Origin of the sequence: Streptomyces sp. NPDC057253 (assembly GCF_042669125.1) — a bacterium.
Classification (GTDB): domain Bacteria; phylum Actinomycetota; class Actinomycetes; order Streptomycetales; family Streptomycetaceae; genus Streptomyces.
Map to the genome: position 1 here is coordinate 20,006 of NZ_JBHUXV010000097.1, position 16,980 is coordinate 36,985.

11 protein-coding genes are annotated in these 16,980 nt (G+C 71.7%); 3 read left to right on the forward strand and 8 right to left on the reverse strand.

The annotated features are described in order from the left end of the window. Window positions 1-43 precede the first annotated feature (43 nt). The 5 genes from ACFULQ_RS36520 to ACFULQ_RS36540 all read right to left on the reverse strand — a co-directional run bounded on the left by ACFULQ_RS36520 (window position 44) and on the right by ACFULQ_RS36540 (window position 6,181). Window positions 44-1,810 carry an amylo-alpha-1,6-glucosidase gene (locus tag ACFULQ_RS36520; RefSeq protein ID WP_383552386.1) on the reverse strand — a complete coding sequence of 589 codons (1,767 nt, stop codon included), beginning with the start codon at window positions 1,808-1,810 and terminating at the stop codon, window positions 44-46. 76 nt (window positions 1,811-1,886) lie between these two features. Beyond that, complete coding sequence (locus ACFULQ_RS36525) at window positions 1,887-2,696, reverse strand: carbohydrate ABC transporter permease (RefSeq protein WP_383552388.1); 810 nt, start codon at window positions 2,694-2,696, stop codon at window positions 1,887-1,889. Beyond that, on the reverse strand, window positions 2,693-3,646 hold the full coding sequence (locus ACFULQ_RS36530; protein WP_383552391.1) for a carbohydrate ABC transporter permease: 954 nt from the start codon (window positions 3,644-3,646) through the stop codon (window positions 2,693-2,695). The genes ACFULQ_RS36525 and ACFULQ_RS36530 overlap by 4 nt, the downstream gene beginning before the upstream one ends. A gap of 20 nt (window positions 3,647-3,666) precedes the next feature. Further along, window positions 3,667-4,914: an extracellular solute-binding protein gene (locus ACFULQ_RS36535; RefSeq protein ID WP_383552394.1), complete on the reverse strand. Its 1,248-nt coding sequence runs from the start codon at window positions 4,912-4,914 to the stop codon at window positions 3,667-3,669. A 256-nt stretch (window positions 4,915-5,170) separates the two neighbouring features. Next, on the reverse strand, window positions 5,171-6,181 hold the full coding sequence (locus ACFULQ_RS36540; RefSeq protein WP_383552396.1) for a LacI family DNA-binding transcriptional regulator: 1,011 nt from the start codon (window positions 6,179-6,181) through the stop codon (window positions 5,171-5,173). 379 nt (window positions 6,182-6,560) lie between these two features. Here ACFULQ_RS36540 and ACFULQ_RS36545 point away from each other — a divergent pair, with 379 nt between their 5' ends. Next, the gene (locus ACFULQ_RS36545) at window positions 6,561-10,211 is read left to right on the forward strand and encodes a LamG-like jellyroll fold domain-containing protein (protein ID WP_383552399.1); all 3,651 of its coding nucleotides are present in this window, start codon (window positions 6,561-6,563) and stop codon (window positions 10,209-10,211) included. 67 nt (window positions 10,212-10,278) lie between these two features. Here ACFULQ_RS36545 and ACFULQ_RS36550 read toward each other — a convergent pair whose 3' ends face one another. Next, window positions 10,279-11,367: a LacI family DNA-binding transcriptional regulator gene (locus ACFULQ_RS36550; RefSeq protein WP_383552402.1), complete on the reverse strand. Its 1,089-nt coding sequence runs from the start codon at window positions 11,365-11,367 to the stop codon at window positions 10,279-10,281. A gap of 350 nt (window positions 11,368-11,717) precedes the next feature. Here ACFULQ_RS36550 and purU point away from each other — a divergent pair, with 350 nt between their 5' ends. Beyond that, entirely contained in the window at window positions 11,718-12,590 is an 873-nt protein-coding gene (gene purU, locus ACFULQ_RS36555; protein ID WP_383552405.1) for a formyltetrahydrofolate deformylase, read from the forward strand. Between the two features lie 32 nt (window positions 12,591-12,622). Beyond that, a complete protein-coding gene (locus ACFULQ_RS36560) occupies window positions 12,623-13,414 on the forward strand; it encodes an IclR family transcriptional regulator (RefSeq protein WP_383552408.1) in 792 nt (263 codons plus the stop codon). Between the two features lie 40 nt (window positions 13,415-13,454). Here ACFULQ_RS36560 and ACFULQ_RS36565 read toward each other — a convergent pair whose 3' ends face one another. Both ACFULQ_RS36565 and ACFULQ_RS36570 read right to left on the reverse strand, forming a co-directional pair. Continuing rightward, entirely contained in the window at window positions 13,455-14,060 is a 606-nt protein-coding gene (locus ACFULQ_RS36565; RefSeq protein ID WP_383552420.1) for a sarcosine oxidase subunit gamma, read from the reverse strand. 46 nt (window positions 14,061-14,106) lie between these two features. After that, window positions 14,107-16,980: sarcosine oxidase subunit alpha family protein (locus ACFULQ_RS36570; protein WP_383552411.1), on the reverse strand; the 2,874-nt coding region annotated here is incomplete at its 5' end.

The window sequence follows — 16,980 nt, forward strand, 5'->3', positions numbered from 1 at the left end:
CAGGACGACTGACGTCTACGTGAGCGATTTTATGGGACCCGGCTCACGCCTTGTCGCGCAGTCGTGCCGCACCGCCCTCCCGCTGGACGTGCGCCTCGGCGAGGAGGAGGTAGGCGGCGGCTGTCCAGGTGTAGGCGCGGTCGCGCAGCCCCGTGCCGGTCAGGGCGTCGAAGTTCTCCGCGAAGCCGTGGCTCTCGCACAGGGCGCGGAAGCGGGTGCTGATCTCGTCCGCCAGCCGAGCGTGGCCGCCGCGCCGCAGACCGTCCTCGACCAGGATCGTGGCGGGGGCCCAGATGGGGCCGCGCCAGTAGCCGTCGGAGAGGTAGTGCGGCGAGTCCGGCCGCTCGGTGGCCAGGCCGTACGGGGTCAGATGGGCCTCGATGCGGTCGGCCAGCACGGCTCCGATCTCGCGCGGCAGATGCTCGCCCAGCACCACGGGCATCAGGTCGAGCAGGCTGGACGTGCTCCAGCTGTCGCCGCTGTCGACGCCCCGGGCGACGAACCGGTCGCCCGTCCAGAGCTGGTCGAGCATCGCCCGTTGGGTCTCCTCGGCGGCCCGGGTCCATCGCTGAGCGTCCTCCGGTCGGTCCAACAGGGCGGCCAGGGCGGCGAGTTCACGGAGCTGGAGGGTGAGGAAGGCGGCCAGGTCCGCGGTGACGACGACGCGTTCGGGGTCGAAGGTGGTGGCGTTGTCCCAGCCGCTGTCGTTGCCGTGCTGGTAGTGCGGCAGGTCGGCACCGGGGGCGCGCCGGGCGGTGAGCCAGAACTCCGTCCAGCGTTCCAGCCTGTCGTACGTCATGGACAGTTCCGCCGGGTCGGGAGGCGTGCGCAGCCGACGGCGCAGCAGGCCGAACGTCCAGCCGTGGATGGGCGGTTTGACGAAGTTGTGGAGCACCTCGGAGTGGGTGACCGAGTCGGGCAGCGCCCCGGTCTCGTCCTGGTGGTCGAAGGGCAGCTGGAACTGGTCCCGGGCCAGTTCGGGGCAACCGGGCGCCAGGGCGAGGGCGTTGAAGCAGTGGTCCCAGCTCCAGACCTTGTCCATCCAGTGCTTGGACATCAGGACACCGGGCCGGGTGACCAGACCGGCCGGGCGGACGGTCGCCGACCACAGCACGTAGGCGGCGAGTTCGGCGGCCGGGGTGGCGGACGAACGCCAGGGGGCCACGGTGTCGGCGAAGTCCGCGAAGGAGTTCCGCGCGGCCTCGACCACCTTGGCGAAGGCCGCCGTCGGGACATAGGGCGGCCGGGCCGTGTCCAGCTCCTCGACCGCGAGTTCCCAGGTGTCGCCCGTGACGGTGAGGCCCCGCTCGGCGGTGCCCAGCGCCTGACCGCCGAACACCTCGGCCACGCTGCCGGCGAGGACGGTGACGCGGTAGCGGCGGCCGGTCTCGTACGACGTGAACACGTGGGCGTCGGCGGCCGGTTCGCGGTAGAAGTACGTGCCGCTGAACGGGGTCAGCGTCCGGGCCGCCGCCGAGATCCGCAGGGGCAGGCCGGCACCGCGCAGTCGTACCGTGTCCGGCGACTCGTAGGCGAGATCGACCCGGCCGTGATCGAGCCAGCCCTCCGGCCCGGTCCAGCTCAGCAGCCCGGGTGTCGCCTCGATCCGGGTCCCGGCCCGCTCGCCCGTCGCGGGGTCGACTGGCACGAGGCTCAGGACGGCGTGCATGCCGTTCTGGTGCGAGACGAGGTGGAGGTCCTCGGCGCGCGCCTTCTCCGCCAGTACGGGGGAGATGCCGAACCAGGATCCGTAGGTGCTGAACGGGATGTCGTGGACGGAGAAGGCCGGGCCGGAGCGGTCGGCGGTCATGAAGAGGCACTCGTTTCTCGAGCAGGGATCGTCACAGGACAGGGGTCGTCAAAAGAAGAGGGAGGTGCAGCGGTTCTCAGTCCTTGACCGCGCCGGCCGTCACACCCGCGGCGACATAGCGCTGGGCCAGGACGAGGATGACCGCGGCCGGCAGGGAGGCCACGACGGCGGTGGCCATGATGGCGTTCCACTCCTGGTTGTTGTTGCCGATGTAGTGGTAGATGCCGAGCGTGATGGGCTCGTGGGCGCCGCCGTTGACGAGGGTCCCCGCGAAGACGAAGTCGGACCAGGACCACAGGAACGCGAAGAGGGAGACCGTGACGACGGCGTTGCGGCTCATGGGCAGGACGACCGACCAGAAGGTGCGCAGGGCGTGCGCCCCGTCCACCTGGGCGGCCTGGAGGAGTTCGCCGGGGATGCCGGACATGAACGCGGTGAAGATGAGCACCGCGAAGGGTACGGCGAGGGTGGAGTCGGCGACGATCAGTCCGGGGACGGACTGGAGCAGGCCGAGGCTGAGGTAGATGGCGTAGAAGCCCATCGCCATGATGATGCCGGGGATCATCTGGGCGGCCAGCAGCAGGAAGCCGAGCACTCCGCCGCCGCGCGGGCGCAGCTTGGCGAGCGCGTAGCCGGCCGGGGCGGCCAGGGCCACGGTGAGGACGACGGTGCCGAGGCCGATGACCAGGCTGGTGGCGAGGTAGGGCAACTGCTCGTCGAGGACGGTGCGGTAGCCGGCGAGGGTGCCGTGGACGGGGAACAGGTCGGGCGGGCTCTTGCGCATGTCCTGGTCGCGGGTGAAGGACACGTTGATCATCCAGTACACCGGGAACAGCATGATCACGGTGAACAGCAGACCGAGGGCCGTCTTCAGAGGTCGTGTCATGACAGTGCCTGCTTCCGCTGGACCCTTGCGTAGATCAGGCCGAAGACCAGGGCGGCGACCACCAGCAGGTTGCCCACGGCGGCTCCCGGGCCGAAGGCGGGCAGCAGGTTGCCGAAGCCGAGCCGGTAGGACCAGGTGGCGAAGGTGGTGGAGGAGTCCGCCGGGCCGCCCTTGGTCATGATCCAGATGATGTCGAAGACCTTGAGGGTGTAGACGAGGCCCAGCAGCAGGGTGATCGCGGAGACCGGGCGCAGCAGCGGGAAGGTGATGCGCCAGAAGCGCTGCCAGGCGTTCGCCCCGTCCAGTGCCGCCGCCTCGTACAGGCTTGACGGGATCGACTGGAGGCCGCTGTGGAGCACGACCAGGTTGAACGGGACGCCGATCCAGATGTTCGCGATGATCACCGAGGCCAGTGACCAGGACGGGGACGTCAGCCAGTTGACCGGGCCGATGCCGAGGGCGCTCAGCAGGGCGTTGACGACGCCCGATTCACTGTTGAGCATCCAGGACCAGGTGGACGCCGACACGATCAGCGGCAGCAGCCAGGGCACCAGGAACAGGGCCCGCAGGGTGACGGAGAGCCGGAAGTGCTGGTGGAAGAAGACCGCCAGCGCCAGGCCGATGGCGTACTGGAAGACCAGGCACACGGCGGTGAACACCACGGTGTGCAGCAGGGCGGGGGCGAAGGTCGGGTCGTCCAGGATCTTCCGGTAGTTGGCCAGTCCCGTGAAGGGCGCGTTGCCCTGGACGAAGGAGCGGACCGTGTAGTCGCGCAGGCTCAGGTCGAGGTTGCGGTAGAGGGGATAGGCGTAGAAGAGCCCGAGGTAGAGGGTCACCGGGGCGAGGAAGGCCCAGGCGGCCCACTGCGGGGAGGCGGCCCGGCGCCGGGGTTCGGGGGCCGCGCCCCGGGACTCGGTCCGCGGGGGCGGCACTTGGGTCGTACGGCTCATCAACTGACCCCGAGACGTGCTCACTTGACGGCGGCCTGGGCGTCGGTCAGTGCGTCCTTCGGGGACGTGGAGCCGCTGAGGGCGGACTGGACGGCCTTCCACAACTGCTCCGAGATCTTCGGGTACTTGGTGCCCAGGTCGTCGCTGGTGCGGCCCTTGGCCGTCCGGACCGCGGCGACCCACGGTTTCAGGTCGGCGTCGGCGGCCACCTGCTTGTCCTGGACCTCGGTGGTGGGCGCCACGTAGGACAGGGTGGTGTCCGTGTCGTACAGGTTCTCGGTGCTGGTCAGGCAGGTCGCCAGCTTCTGGGAGGTGGCGTAGCGGGCGGTGTCGTCCTGGACCGGGAGGGTGACGAACTCGCCGCCGGTCGGGGCGGGCGCGGAGCCGCCGGAGGCGCCGGGTATCGGGAGGACGCCGTACGCGAAACCGGCCTTCTTGGCGTTGGCGAGCTGCCAGGTGCCGTTCTCCGCGAACGCGTAGTCGCCGGTGGCGAACTCCTGCCAGCTGGTCGTCTGGGTGTTGTTGAGGACCGAGTTCGGGGCGTAGCCGTCCTTCAGCCAGCCGTTCCACAGCGAGAGCGCCGACTGGCCCTGGGCGGAGTCGAGTCGGGTCAGTTGCGCGCCCGCTCCCCAGAACCACGGCAGGAACTGGAAGCTGCCCTCCTCGGTGCCGATCGCGGAGAAGGTGATGCCCTTCTTGCCGGCCTTCTTCACCTTCTCCAGGGCCGCCGTCAGCGTCGGCCAGTCCTTCACCGAGGCGATGTCCACGCCCGCGTCCTCGAGGACCTTCTTGTTGTAGTAGAGGGCGAGGGTGTTGGCGCCGATGGGCGTGCCGTACGTCTTGCCGCCGGACTGGCCCGCCGCGAGGAGGTTGGGGTCGATCTTCGAGGTGTCCAGCTTGTTCTCCTCGGTCGTGGTGAGGACGCCCGCCTCGGCCAGCGTCGAGACGACCGGGTTGTCGACGACCAGGAGGTCCGGGGAGTTGCCCTGCTGGGCGGCGAGCAGGGTCTTGTTGGCGAGGTCGCTGGTGTCGAAGCCGGTCCGCTTGATCTTCACGCCGGCCTCGGTGCCGCACTTGTCGAGGAGGTTCGTCCAGGCCGAGCCCTTGGTGAACTGCGGGTACGGGTCCCAGACGGTGTACGTGCCGCTGTCGGCCGCCTTCGTCCCGCTGCCGCCCGAGCCGGAACCGCAGGCCGTGGCGGTGGTGGCGACGGCCAGTGCGAGCAGGACCGCGGCGGTCGGACGGCGCCGTCCGGAGAGGCTGTTCATGGTGGACTCCTACGGGTTCGTGGCATGCGGGTGCCGCAGCAGTGGGTCGGGAGGGTGAGAGGGCACGCCGAACGGCGCCTTGAGGCGGTCGGCGCGCTAGGTGCGGTGCTTGGGCGGTGTGCTGGGGTGAGGTGCTGGGGTGGGGTGCCGAGGTGCGGTGCTGAATTGCGGTGCCGGCGTCCGGTACTGCGATGGGGTGCTGACGTCCGGTACTGCGATGCGGTGCTGACGTGCGGTGCCCTGGTACGGGCCGTGATCAGGCCCCCGCGGGCCCGGTGCTGGCGCGCAGCGAGATCGGGGGGATGAGGAGGTGGTGGCGGGGCGGGGCCTCGGGGTGGCCGAGCCGCTCCACCAGCAGGTCGACGGCGAGCCGGCCCATCTCGGCGGCCGGGACGTCGGCCGCGGTCAGCTGCGGGGTCACCGTCTCCGCCCAGCGGTTGGCGACGACGCCGGTGACGGAGAAGTCGCGCGGCACATGGCGGCCCGCCCGGGCGAGCCCCCGGTAGAGGCCGCCCAGTGCGGCCTCGTTGAGGGTGACCAGGGCCGTGGTGGCCGGGTCATCGTGCAGGATCCTCTCCACACAGGCCTGGCCCGCGGCCGCGTCGTCCGCGCAGCAGTACGTCCGGACCGTCAGCCCGCGTTCGGCCGCGGCCTTCGTGAAGCCGTCCAGCCCGCGGTGCGCCGACTCGTAGCCGGTGCGCAGGAGTTGCTCGGGCCGATTGACGAACGCGATCCGGCGGTGGCCGAGATCCGCGAGGTGGTGGACGCACGCCGCCGCCAGCGCGGTGTGGTCGAGGCCGACGTACCAGCCGTCCTCCGCGTGGGCGGTGCGGCCGATGGCGACGGAGGGGAAGCCGATCGCGGCCAGGTGGTCGGCCCGGTCGTCCTCCAGCCTGATCTCCATCAGGATCGCGCCGTCGACCCGCCGCTCCCCCAGCAGCCGCTGGAAGGAACGGTCGCTGTCCATGCCGCTGGGCGACAGCAGCACGTCGTAGTCGCAGGCCGCGGCGGCCTCCACCACGCTGCCGATGAAGTCCAGCTGCATCCCGGTGTAGTGGGTGCCGGCCGGCGGGAAGACCAGGCCGATGGTGCTGGTCCGCCCGTTGGCCAGGGCGCGGGCGCTGGCGCTGGGCTGGTAACCCAGTTCGTCGACGACCTGCTGGATCCTGCGGCGCGTGTCCTCGGACACCGGCCGCTTGCCGCTCAGCGCGTAGGACACGGTGCTGCGCGAGACACCGGCCCGCCGGGCGATCTCACCGATGTTCACGGCGACTCCTCGGGACGAGCGACCGGCTGTCGAACCGGTTCGCATGGAAGTGAACGTAGGAACCGGCCGACTGCCTGTCAATACCCGGGACCGAACCGCTGACCGAACGGGGTGACCGTCCAGATCCCCGTGTTCAAGGGATTGCTGGCCTCAGGTCCCGGTGCTAGCTTCGCCGAACCGGTTCGACACAGCCGTAGCACAGCGCCCCGCAGCCCCGCCGCCCAGAGCCGCCACACCTGCCCCCACCCCCCGCACCGAGGCCGTTCCCCCCTTCCACGGGTGCCGGAAGTCGAACCGGTTCGACCATGGAGACGGGCGGGCGGAGCCGGAGCCTGTTCCCCCTCCCCCCGACGATCCCCCGACGATTGAGGACGCATCCATGCCATCCGCTGACAGATCCAGGAGCCGCCGGGCCCCGGCCGGCCTGGCGCTGGCCCTCGGCGCGGGCCTGCTGGCCGCACCCGCCGTCCCCGCGCAGGCCGCCGAGCCGCCCGGCCCCGTCGCCCGCTACACCTTCGACCAGGACGACCTCGCCTCCGGGAAGATCGCCGACAGTTCGGGCAACGGTCTGACGGCGAGCCTGGTGAACGCCGGCACCGCCCAGTCCGTCACGGGCGCCGACGGCGGCAGGGCGCTGGCCCTGCCGGGCGGGGCGCCCACCTCCGACGGCGCGTACGTACGGCTGCCCCGCGAGGTCGTCGGCGACGCGAGCGACCTGACCGTCTCCGCCCGGGTCAAATGGAGCGGCGACACCTCGTCCTGGCAGCGGATCTTCGACCTGGGCACGGACACCACCAGGTACCTCTTCAGCACCCCGTACAACGGCAGCGGGCTGTTCCAGACCTCGGTGACCACCGGCGGAGGCGGCGCCGAGACCCAGGTGCGCGGCTACGCGCCGCTCCCCGCCGACGGCTGGCGCACGGTCACCGTCACCCTCGACACCACCGCCGGCCGGCTCACCACCTACCTCGACGGGGTGGCGGTGTCCTCCGCGGCGACCGCCATCAAGGCCAAGGATCTGCTGAGCGGTTCGTCCACCGCGGCCGGCTACATAGGCAAGTCCCTCTACCCGGACCCGCTGCTCAAGGGCGCCGTCGACGACTTCACGGTGTGGCACGCGGCGCTCAGCGCCGACCAGGTGGCCGGCCTGGTCGGGACCGTGCCGAGCCTCCAGGACCTGTCGAGGACGTCCTTCGACGTCCGGACGACCGACGGAACCGCCCCCTTGCTCCCGGCCGCCGTCCGGTCCTCCTTCTCGGACGGCTACGACCGCGACACGGCGATCGTCTGGGACGCCGTACCGCCCGAGAAGTACGCGAAACCCGGGACCTTCACGGTGGCCGGGACCGCGGCCGGGCGGGCGGTGACGGCGACCGTGACCGTGGTCCGCGAGGGCCAGCTCACCGTCGACCTCGGCTCGGACACCGGGGCGTTCCACGGCGGCGCCTCCGGCACCCTGTACGGCGTGTACGGACCGGACGTGCCCACCAACAACCTCATCGAGGGCATGGGCCTGCGCACGGTCTCCACCAAGGCCCAGGACGGCCCGCAGCACCCCGGCGCGGACGCGCTGGACGTGGTGAGGCCGCTGGCCGACTCCACCGACGGCGATGTCTACATCTACATGACCGACATCCACCGCGGCTTCCCCTACGAGTGGCCGGGCGACACCCCGGCTCAGAAGCTCAAGCTGTACGAGGAGAAGATCGCCAAGCAGGTCGACCAGGTGCTCCAGTTGCCGAAGCAGTACCAGGACAACATCGTCTTCGTGCCGTTCAACGAGCCCGAGGGCAACATGTTCGGCACCGGGCAGTGGAGTTACGACAAGGTCAGCTGGCTGAGCGACCCCGACGACTACTTCGCCGCCTGGGACTCCGCGTACCAGCTCATCAAGGGGAAGATGCCCGACGCCCGGATCGCCGGGCCCAACACCAGTGTCCTGTACGACCAGGTGAAGGGGTTCCTCACCCACACGCTGGCCGCCGGCACCCTCCCGGACGTCATCACCTGGCACGAGCTGAGCCACCCGGAGGCGGTGCGCGCGAGCTTGGCCAAGTACCGCGTGTGGGAGAAGGAGTTGTTCAGGGGCACGGCTCGCGAGGGCACCCGACTCCCCGTCAACATCAACGAGTACGCCTTCAACTACCACACCTCCGTCCCCGGCCAGATGATCCAGTGGGTGTCCGCGATCGAGGAGTCCAAGGTGGACGCCGACATCGCGTACTGGAACATCGACGGCAACCTCTCCGACTCGGCGGTGCAGTCGAACCGGGGCAACGGCCAGTGGTGGCTGCTGAATTCCTACGCCTCGATGAGCGGCCACACCGTCTCGGTGACCCCGCCCTTCCCCGGCCAGAACTACACCATGCAGGGCGTGGCCACCCTGGACGAGAAGAAGAAGCAGGCCCGGCTGCTGTTCGGCGGCTCCACCGGCAAGGGCCACATCACCTTCGCGGGCGTACCGAGGAAGCTCTTCGGCACGAACGTGCACGCCTGGGTGCGTGAGATCGAGTGGAGCGGGCAGATCGGCGACAACTCCGGTCCCAAGCTGCTCACCGAGCGGAACCTGAAGGTCGCGGACGACGGCACGGTCACCGTCGACTTCGGCGACGGCACGCTCCCGACGCTGAAGGAGTCATCGGCGTACGAGATCGTCCTCAGCCCGGCGGGCCGGGCGAAGGGCACGCAGACCGCGCCGGTGCGCTGGCAGGGTTCCTACGAGGCGGAGGACGCGGCGCACACCGGGTCCGGTTACTCGAAGAACGGCCCCGAGGGCTCGACGTCGGACGTGTCGAAGTTCTACACCTCCGGCGGGTACGACGTGGGCGGGCTGCGCACCGGCTCGGACGTCACGCTCGACTTCCCGGTGGACGTGCCCGAGGACGGCACCTACGACCTGAGCGTCTTCGCCAACTCCCTCAACACCTTCGACAAGGTGAAGGAGCAGGGTCCCACCAACGTCTTCCTGCGGGTGGACGGCCAGGCCGCCGGCGAGCAGGAGCTGTATCTGCCGCTGGGCTACAAGTGGGTGGTGTGGGACCACACCGACACCAAGGTGAAGCTCACCAAGGGCCGGCACACCCTGACGCTCGCCGCGAAGAGCCTGGACGGCAGGCGTGCGACGAAGGGGGACGCCATCGTGGACCGTCTCACGCTGTCCCTGCCGGACGCGTCCGCCGGCACCCGGGTGTACGAGGGTGAGTTGGCGTGGCTGGGCGGTGGGGCGCGGCCGGTGTACGACCTGCCCAAGTCGGCGGCCACCGGTTCGGGCGCGGCCAGGCTCGCGAAGGACCAGACGGCCACGTTCTGGGTCTACTCCCCCGCCGACCGCGAGGCCACGCTCAGGGTCGACACCCTCGGGGGCGCGGACGGCCGCCTCTCGGTGAACGGGCACGAGGTGCTGCGGCTGGCCAAGGACCGGCGTGCGGTGGCGGTCTCGCTCTCCGGCGGGGTCAACAAGGTGACGCTGACCGGCGGTTCGGCCCCGACGCTCGTGGACCGGCTGACGGTCACGCCCACCGAGGGCGCGCTGCCGGTGCAGACGTACGAGGCGCAGGACGCCGTCCTCGCGGGCTCGGCCACGCTCACCCCGCTGTCGCTCGCGACCGACGGTACGGCGATCACCGGCATCGGTGGCGATCCGGGCAACGGCAACACCGCGACCTTCGACGTCACCGCGGACAGGGCGGGCCTGTACGCGTTGCGCGTGCGCTACTCCAACCCCGAGCAGTCGGAGGCCACCCACTACAACCCGGACCCGCTGGCCCGGCACGCGGACATCTCCGTCAACGGGGGCGCGGTCCGGCGGGTCGGTTTCCCGCACACCTTCCACCAGAACGACTTCTGGGAGCTGACCGTCCCGGTCACCCTGAAGAAGGGACGGAACACGATCTCCTTCCGCTCCGAGGAACTGCCCAACTTCGACGGCACGACCTACGCCTCGGACACCTTCCCCGGGGTGCTGCTCCGCTCCCGGTACGCACCGCTGATCGACCGGATCGCGGTGGCGCCGTACGCACGGGAGAGGTGACGACCCTGTGAGCCCGGCCCTGGGAGAGCCTTCTCCCGGGGCCGGACGCGTGGTCCGGGAGCCGGTCTCAGGGCCTGGACGCGTTGGCCGGTCGCCGCCGGCCGGCGCTGCGGCGCCCGGACGACGACGGCGGGGGTGCCGTCGAGCCGCGCACGACGAGTTCGACCGGCGGTTCGCTCGCCGGGACCGGCTCGGCGTCCGGGTCCTCGATGGCCCGCACCAGGAGGCGGAGTCCTTCCTGGGCCACGGCGTCGAAGGGCTGGCGGACGGTGGTCAGCGGCGGGGTGACGTAGGCGGAGACGGGGATGTCGTCGAAGCCGACGACACTCACGTCCTCCGGCACCCGCAGGCCCGCTTCCAGCAGGGCGCGGACCAGGCCGATGGCCATGTCGTCGTTGGCGGCGAACACCGCGGTGACCTCGCCGTCGGCGGCGAGTGCCCGGCCGGCCGCGTAGCCGGACGAGGCCGACCAGTCGCCCTCGATGACGGGCGGCTGCTCCCGGTCGCGGACCGCGAGCGCCGCCTGCCAGCCGTGCAGCCGGTCCCGGGCGGCGAACCACCTCTGCGGGCCCGCCAGATGATGGACCGTCACATGACCGAGGTCCAGCAGGTGTTCGGTGGCCGCCCGGGCCAGCGACTCGGCGCCGACACCGACGGTCACGGTCCGCGGGCCGCCGAAGGGGGCGGGCGCCCCGAGGACGAGGACCGGCACGCCGGCACTGAGCGACACCGAGCCCTCGTCGATCGGTTCGGACACCACGATGCCGTCCACGCCCTGGGCGAGCAGCGACTCCACGGCCCCGGCGACGCCGGCCGGATCGCCCTCCAGCGTGTTGACGACCCGGAGTGCGTACCCCGCGTCCCGGGCGGCCCGCTCGATGCCGATGAGCAGGGAGGCGGGGCCGTACAGGGCGGTGCCGAGGGTGACCACGCCGATCGAGCGGGTGCGCCCCGAGGCCAGGGCGCGGGCCGCGCTGTTCAGCCGGTAGCCGAGCTCCTCCGCGGCCGCCTGCACCCGCGCCCGGACGTCCGCGGAGACATAGCGCTCGCCGTTGAAGACCCGGGAGACCGTCTTCTGGGAGACACCGGCCAGCCGGGCCACGTCCACGGCGCGCGGTGCGCCGGGGCTCCCGCCCTGTCCTGCCACTGGCGTCATCGATGTCTCCCGAGGTCCGGTGCCTCAGATCCTATCGGGGGCGCCGGGGACCGACCGTCGGCGCCGTCACCGGGTGGGGCCGTCGGAGCGGCGGCGGTTCGGCGGCGGTGCGGGGTGAACGGCGTGTGGCCGGACGGTCGTAGAGACGCGGAGGGCCCGTCGCGGGGGCGAACCCTGTCCGCGCCTTTGCCGGGAGCCGCCCGGCCGTTGACGATCGGGAGCCACCGGCCGAGCGGGGGCCGCCGTTCCGTTCTCGGGGCCGGGGCCCCTTGACCGCGGGGCGCCACTGCCGGGAGCATGTTGCGTATCAGTCTCACTGTTGCGTAATGCGCATCCTTCGGGAGGACTCAGTGTCTCTTCGACCGCAACCCGACCGCGAGTTCGTCCTCACGCTCTCCTGCCCCGACCGCTCCGGACTCGTCCACGCCGTCAGCGGCTTCCTCGTCCGGCACTCCGGGAACATCCAGGAGAGCCAGCAGTTCGACGACCGGCTCGAGGACCGCTTCTTCATGCGCGTCCACTTCGACGTCTCGGACCCGGACACCTCCCTGGAGACGCTGCGCTCCGGCTTCGCCCCGGTCGCCGAGGCGTACCGGATCGACTGGCAGCTGCACAACGCCTCGATGCCGACCCGCACCCTGATCATGGTGTCGAAGTTCGGCCACTGCCTGAACGACCTGCTCTTCAGACAGCGCACCGGCGCGCTGAACATCGAGGTGCCGGCGATCGTCTCCAACCACCCGGACTTCGCCCCGCTCGCCGAGAGCTACGGCATCCCCTTCCACCATGTGCCGGTGACCCGGGAGACGAAGCCGGAGGCGGAGGCGCGGCTGCTGGAGCTCGTCGAGCGGCTGGACATCGACCTGGTGGTCCTCGCCCGCTACATGCAGATCCTCTCCAACGACCTGTGCAAGCAGCTGGAGGGCCGGGCGATCAACATCCACCACTCGTTCCTGCCGAGCTTCAAGGGCGCCCGCCCCTACGTGCAGGCGCACGAGCGGGGCGTCAAGCTCGTCGGGGCCACGGCCCACTACGTCACCCCCGACCTCGACGAGGGCCCGATCATCGAGCAGGACGTGATGCGGGTGAGCCACGCGCAGAGCCCCGAGACCCTGGTCACCCTGGGCCGGGACGTCGAGGCGCAGGTCCTCGCCCGGGCCGTCGAGTGGCACAGCCAGAGCCGGGTCATGATCAACGGTCGGCGCACGGTGGTCTTCCGCTGACCTGTGTTGCCTCTTTCGCATAAGGTTCCGCCATGAGCAGCAACGGCACCGAGTCCGCGGGGGCGTCCGGCGGCGGTGTGCAGTCCGTGGACCGGGCTGTCACCGTGCTGGAGATCCTGGCCCAGCGCGGCGAGGCAGGCGTCAGTGAAGTGGCCGACGCCATAGACGTCCACAAGTCCACCGCGTTCCGCCTGCTCGGCGCGCTGGAGGCGCACGGGATGGTCGAGCAGGAGGGCGAGCGCGGGAAGTACCGCCTCGGCTTCGGCATCGTGCGGCTGGCCGGCGCGGTCACCGGGCGCATCGACGTGACCAAGCACGGGCGCGGGATCTGCGAGCGGCTCGCCGACACCCTCGGCGAGACGATGAACATCGCCGTGCTGGAGTCCCACCATGTGATCAACCTCGACCAGGTGCGCGGCCAGTCCGCGATCACCGCCCAGAACTGGGTCGGCCGGCTCACCCCGATGCACTGCACGTCGAGCGGCAAGGTCCTGCTCGCCCATCTCGACCCCGGGCGCCTGGACGAACTCGTCGCCGAGGCCGGGCTCCCCCGTATGACGGCCCGCACCCTGACGTCCCGCCGGAGCCTGGACGCGGAGCTGGCCCTGGTGCGTGAGCAGGGCTACGCCATGACGGTGGAGGAGTACGAGGAGGGCCTGAACGCCATGGCCGCGCCCGTGCGTTCCTCGGGCGGCGAGGTCGTCGCCGCCCTCACCGCCTCGGGGCCCGCCTTCCGCCTCACCGAGGAGCGGATGCACGAACTGGCCCCGCTCCTGATCGAGGGAGCCGACGAACTCAGCCGCCGCATGGGCTACTTGGGCTGAAGCGCGCGCGGAAGACCCGGGACCCGGAAGGTCCCGGGACTCAGGCCGTCCACTCCACGGCGGCGTCCACCAGCCAGTCGGCGAGATAGCCGGCGAACGACGAACGCACCAGCACCCAGAACCCCTCGCTGGGCTCGTCCCGCGCGACCAGCACCACCTGGGTGCGCCCCAGGGTGGTCTGGGCGCAGCGGCCGGCCCTGAAGGCCCGTGGATGCAGGTCCAGGGAACAGCCGTGGGCCAGCAGGTCCCGCGCCCGGGGTCCCGAGACCAGCAGGGTGGTGCGCTGCGCGGACACGTCCACGACGGACACCGGCTCCTCGCCGCCGGCCTCGCGGATACGGCCCGCCACGTCCCGCCGCCCGGGCGGTGCCACCACGAGCCACTCGTCGGGGCCGAGCCACAGCGCGGTGAACTCCCCGGCGCGTACGACGGTGTCGGGCTCCACCGGCAGGGGCAGCCCGAGCGCCAGCGCGACCGCGTCGGCCGCCGCGCCCTTGGGGTCGAGGCGCACGTCGAGCTGGGTCAGGAAGGGCAGCTCCGCCAGCCGGACCGCGCCCCGGGAGGCGCGGGTCACGGCGGCCAGACGGTCACGTGCCCCCGCGAGCGGGCTGCGGAGCGGGGCGGCGGTCGGGGCGGTGCCGGCCACCGCGGTGGTGGGGGCGGTGCCGGCCATCGCGGTGGTGGGGGCGGTGTCAGCCATCGCGGCGGGCTCCCTCGGGGTCGTAGAGGACGGGGCTTGCGACGGTCACCGGGACCAGCCGGTCGCCGACGGGGGCGTAGAGCCGCTCGCCGACGCGCTCCCGGCCGCCCTTGATCAGGGCGAGGGCGAAGGTCCGGCCGAGGGCCGCGCTGCGGTAGCTGGAGGTGACGTGGCCGAGCATCGGGACCGGCGGCGCGGGCAGCACGCTGTCGGCGACCAGTTGGGTGCCCTCGGGGAGGAGGGTGCCGGGGTCCTCGGGGAGCAGGCCGACGAGGTGCTTGCGGTCGGGGCGGGCGGTGTCGGCGCGGGCGTAGGAGCGCTTGCCGATGAAGTCGGGCTTCTTCTTGGACACCGCCCAGCTCATGCCGAGGTCGTGCGGGGTGACGGTGCCGTCGGTGTCCTGGCCGATGATCGGGTAGCCCTTCTCGGCGCGCAGGACGTGCATGGTCTCGGTGCCGTACGGGGTGATGCCGTACGGCGCGCCGGCCTCGGCCAGCGCCTCCCACAGGGCGCGGGCCTCCCACGGCGACACGTTGATCTCGTAGGCGAGTTCGCCGGAGAAGCTGATCCGGCACACGCGCGCCTCGATGCCCGCGACAGTGGTCTCGCGCCAGGCCATGAAGGGGAAGTCGTCGTTGCCGGCCGCCAGTTCGGGCGCGAGGGAGCCGAGGACCGCGCGGGACTCCGGCCCGACCAGGGCGACGGTGGCCCACTGTTCGGTGACGGAGGTGCAGTGGACCTTCAGCTCCGGCCACTCCGTCTGGAGCCACTCCTCCATCCAGTCCAGTACGGCGGCCGCGTTGCCGGTGGTCGTGGTGACCAGGAAGCGGTCGGGGGCGAGCCGGATGACCGTGCCGTCGTCGAAGACCATGCCGTCCAGCCGGCACATCACGCCGTAGCGGATCATGCCGACCTTCAGGGTGGACATCATGTTGGTGTAGAGACGGTCCAGGAACACGGCCGCGTCCGGGCCCTGCACATCGATCTTGCCGAGGGTGGAGGCGTCCATGAAGGCGACTCCGTCGCGGGCGGCGGCGCACTCGCGCAGGACGGCCGCCGTCATGTCCTCGCCGTCGCGCGGGTAGTACCAGGGGCGCTTCCACTGGCCGACGTTCTCGAAGCGGGCGCCGTGCTCGACGTGCCACTCGTGCAGGGCGGTCGTACGGATCGGGTCGTGGAGCGCGCCCCGGTCGCGGCCGGCGAGCGCAGCGAAGGAGACGGGGGTGTACGGCGGCCGGAAGGTCGTGGTGCCGAGCGCCGAGACGTCCACGCCGAGCAGTTCGGCGACGACTCCGCTCGCCAGGACTCCGGAGGTCTTGCCCTGGTCGTTGGCGGTACCGGCCGTGGTGTAGCGCTTGGTGTGCTCCACCGAGCGCATGCCGGCACCGGTGGCCCGGGCCAGGTCGTCGACGGTGACATCGCGTTGGAGGTCGACGAAGCGGGGGGCGCCCTCGCGGCCCGGCACGGTGAAGACCTGCAGGGGCGGGGTCGGCCGGGGCGGTGCGGGCACCTGCGGGAGCGCGGGGGTCCGGGCGGTGTAGCCCTCGGCCTCGATCGCGCGGGCTCCGGCGGCGGCGCCCTGGGCGAGGATCTCGCGCAGGTCCCACACGCCGTTCGCGGCGCCCGCGACCTCGACGGCCTGACGGCAGGAGTCGGGGACGAAGGTGCCGAGCGTCTCGTCGTGGCGCAGGGTGCCGCCCGCCTGGCTGAACAGGTGGGCCACGGGGTTCCAGCCGCCGGAGACGAGGAGGAGGTCGGCGGTGAACTCCCGCTGCTCCGTTGTCGTTCCGTCGGTTCCGTCGGTTCCGTACGGGGCTACGGTCACGGCTGTCAGGCGCGCTTCGCCCTCCGTGCCGGTGACGGCGTGGCCGGGCAGCACCTCGATGCCGGCCTCGCGGGCACGGTCGGCCCACTCCCCCGGCTCCGGGCGGGTGTCGACGATCGCCGCCACCTCGACGCCGGCGGAGTGCAGGTCCAGCGCCGCCGCGTACGCGCTGTCGTTGGTGGTGAACACGACCGCGTGGCGGCCGGGCAGGACGCCGTGCCGGTTGAGGTGGGTACGGGCCGAGGCGGCGAGCATCACGCCGGGGCGGTCGTTGTCGGCGAAGGCCAGGGAGCGTTCGTGGGCGCCGGTGGCGAGGACGACCCGGCGGGCGCGGATGCGGTGGACGCGTTCGCGGGAGACGTGCGCGGGGGCGTCCGCACCGAGGTGGTGGGTGCGGCGCTCGACAGCGAGGAGGTGGTTGTCGTCGTAGTAGCCGAAGACGGTGGTGCGGCGCAGGACGCGGACGTCGGGGGTGGCTTCGAGGAGGGCCGTCGTCCGCGCGACCCAGTCGAGGTGCTCCGCCGTGCCCAACAGGCCTCCGCCGGGCTCCGGTTGGTCGTCGGCGAGGATCACCCGGGCGCCGCTGTGCGCCGCGGCCGCGGCTGCCGCGAGGCCGGCCGGGCCGGCGCCGACGATCAGGACGTCGCAGTGGGTGTGTACGGCGTCGTAGCGGGCGGGGTCCGGGGTGGTGGCGAGGCGGCCCTGGCCGGGGAGGCCGGTCGCGACGAGGCCGTCGTGGAGTTCGACGGTGGTCGCGGGGAGCATGGGTTCGGGGAAGGGTTCTTCGATCTGGACGATCGCGTTGGGTTCTTCGGGGCCGGCGGAGAAGATGCCTCTTGGGCGGCCGAGTTTGATGCTGGTGCCGGTCTGGATGATGCCGTTGGCGAGGAGGGCGGAGGCGAGGGTGTCGCCCTTGTAGCCCTGGTATTCGGTGCCGTCGAAGGTGAAGGTGAGGGGTTCGTCGCGGGCGATGCGGCCTCGGGTGGGGTGGCGGAAGGGGGTTTCTTCGCCCCCGCCGCCCCTACCCGTCCCATCACCAGG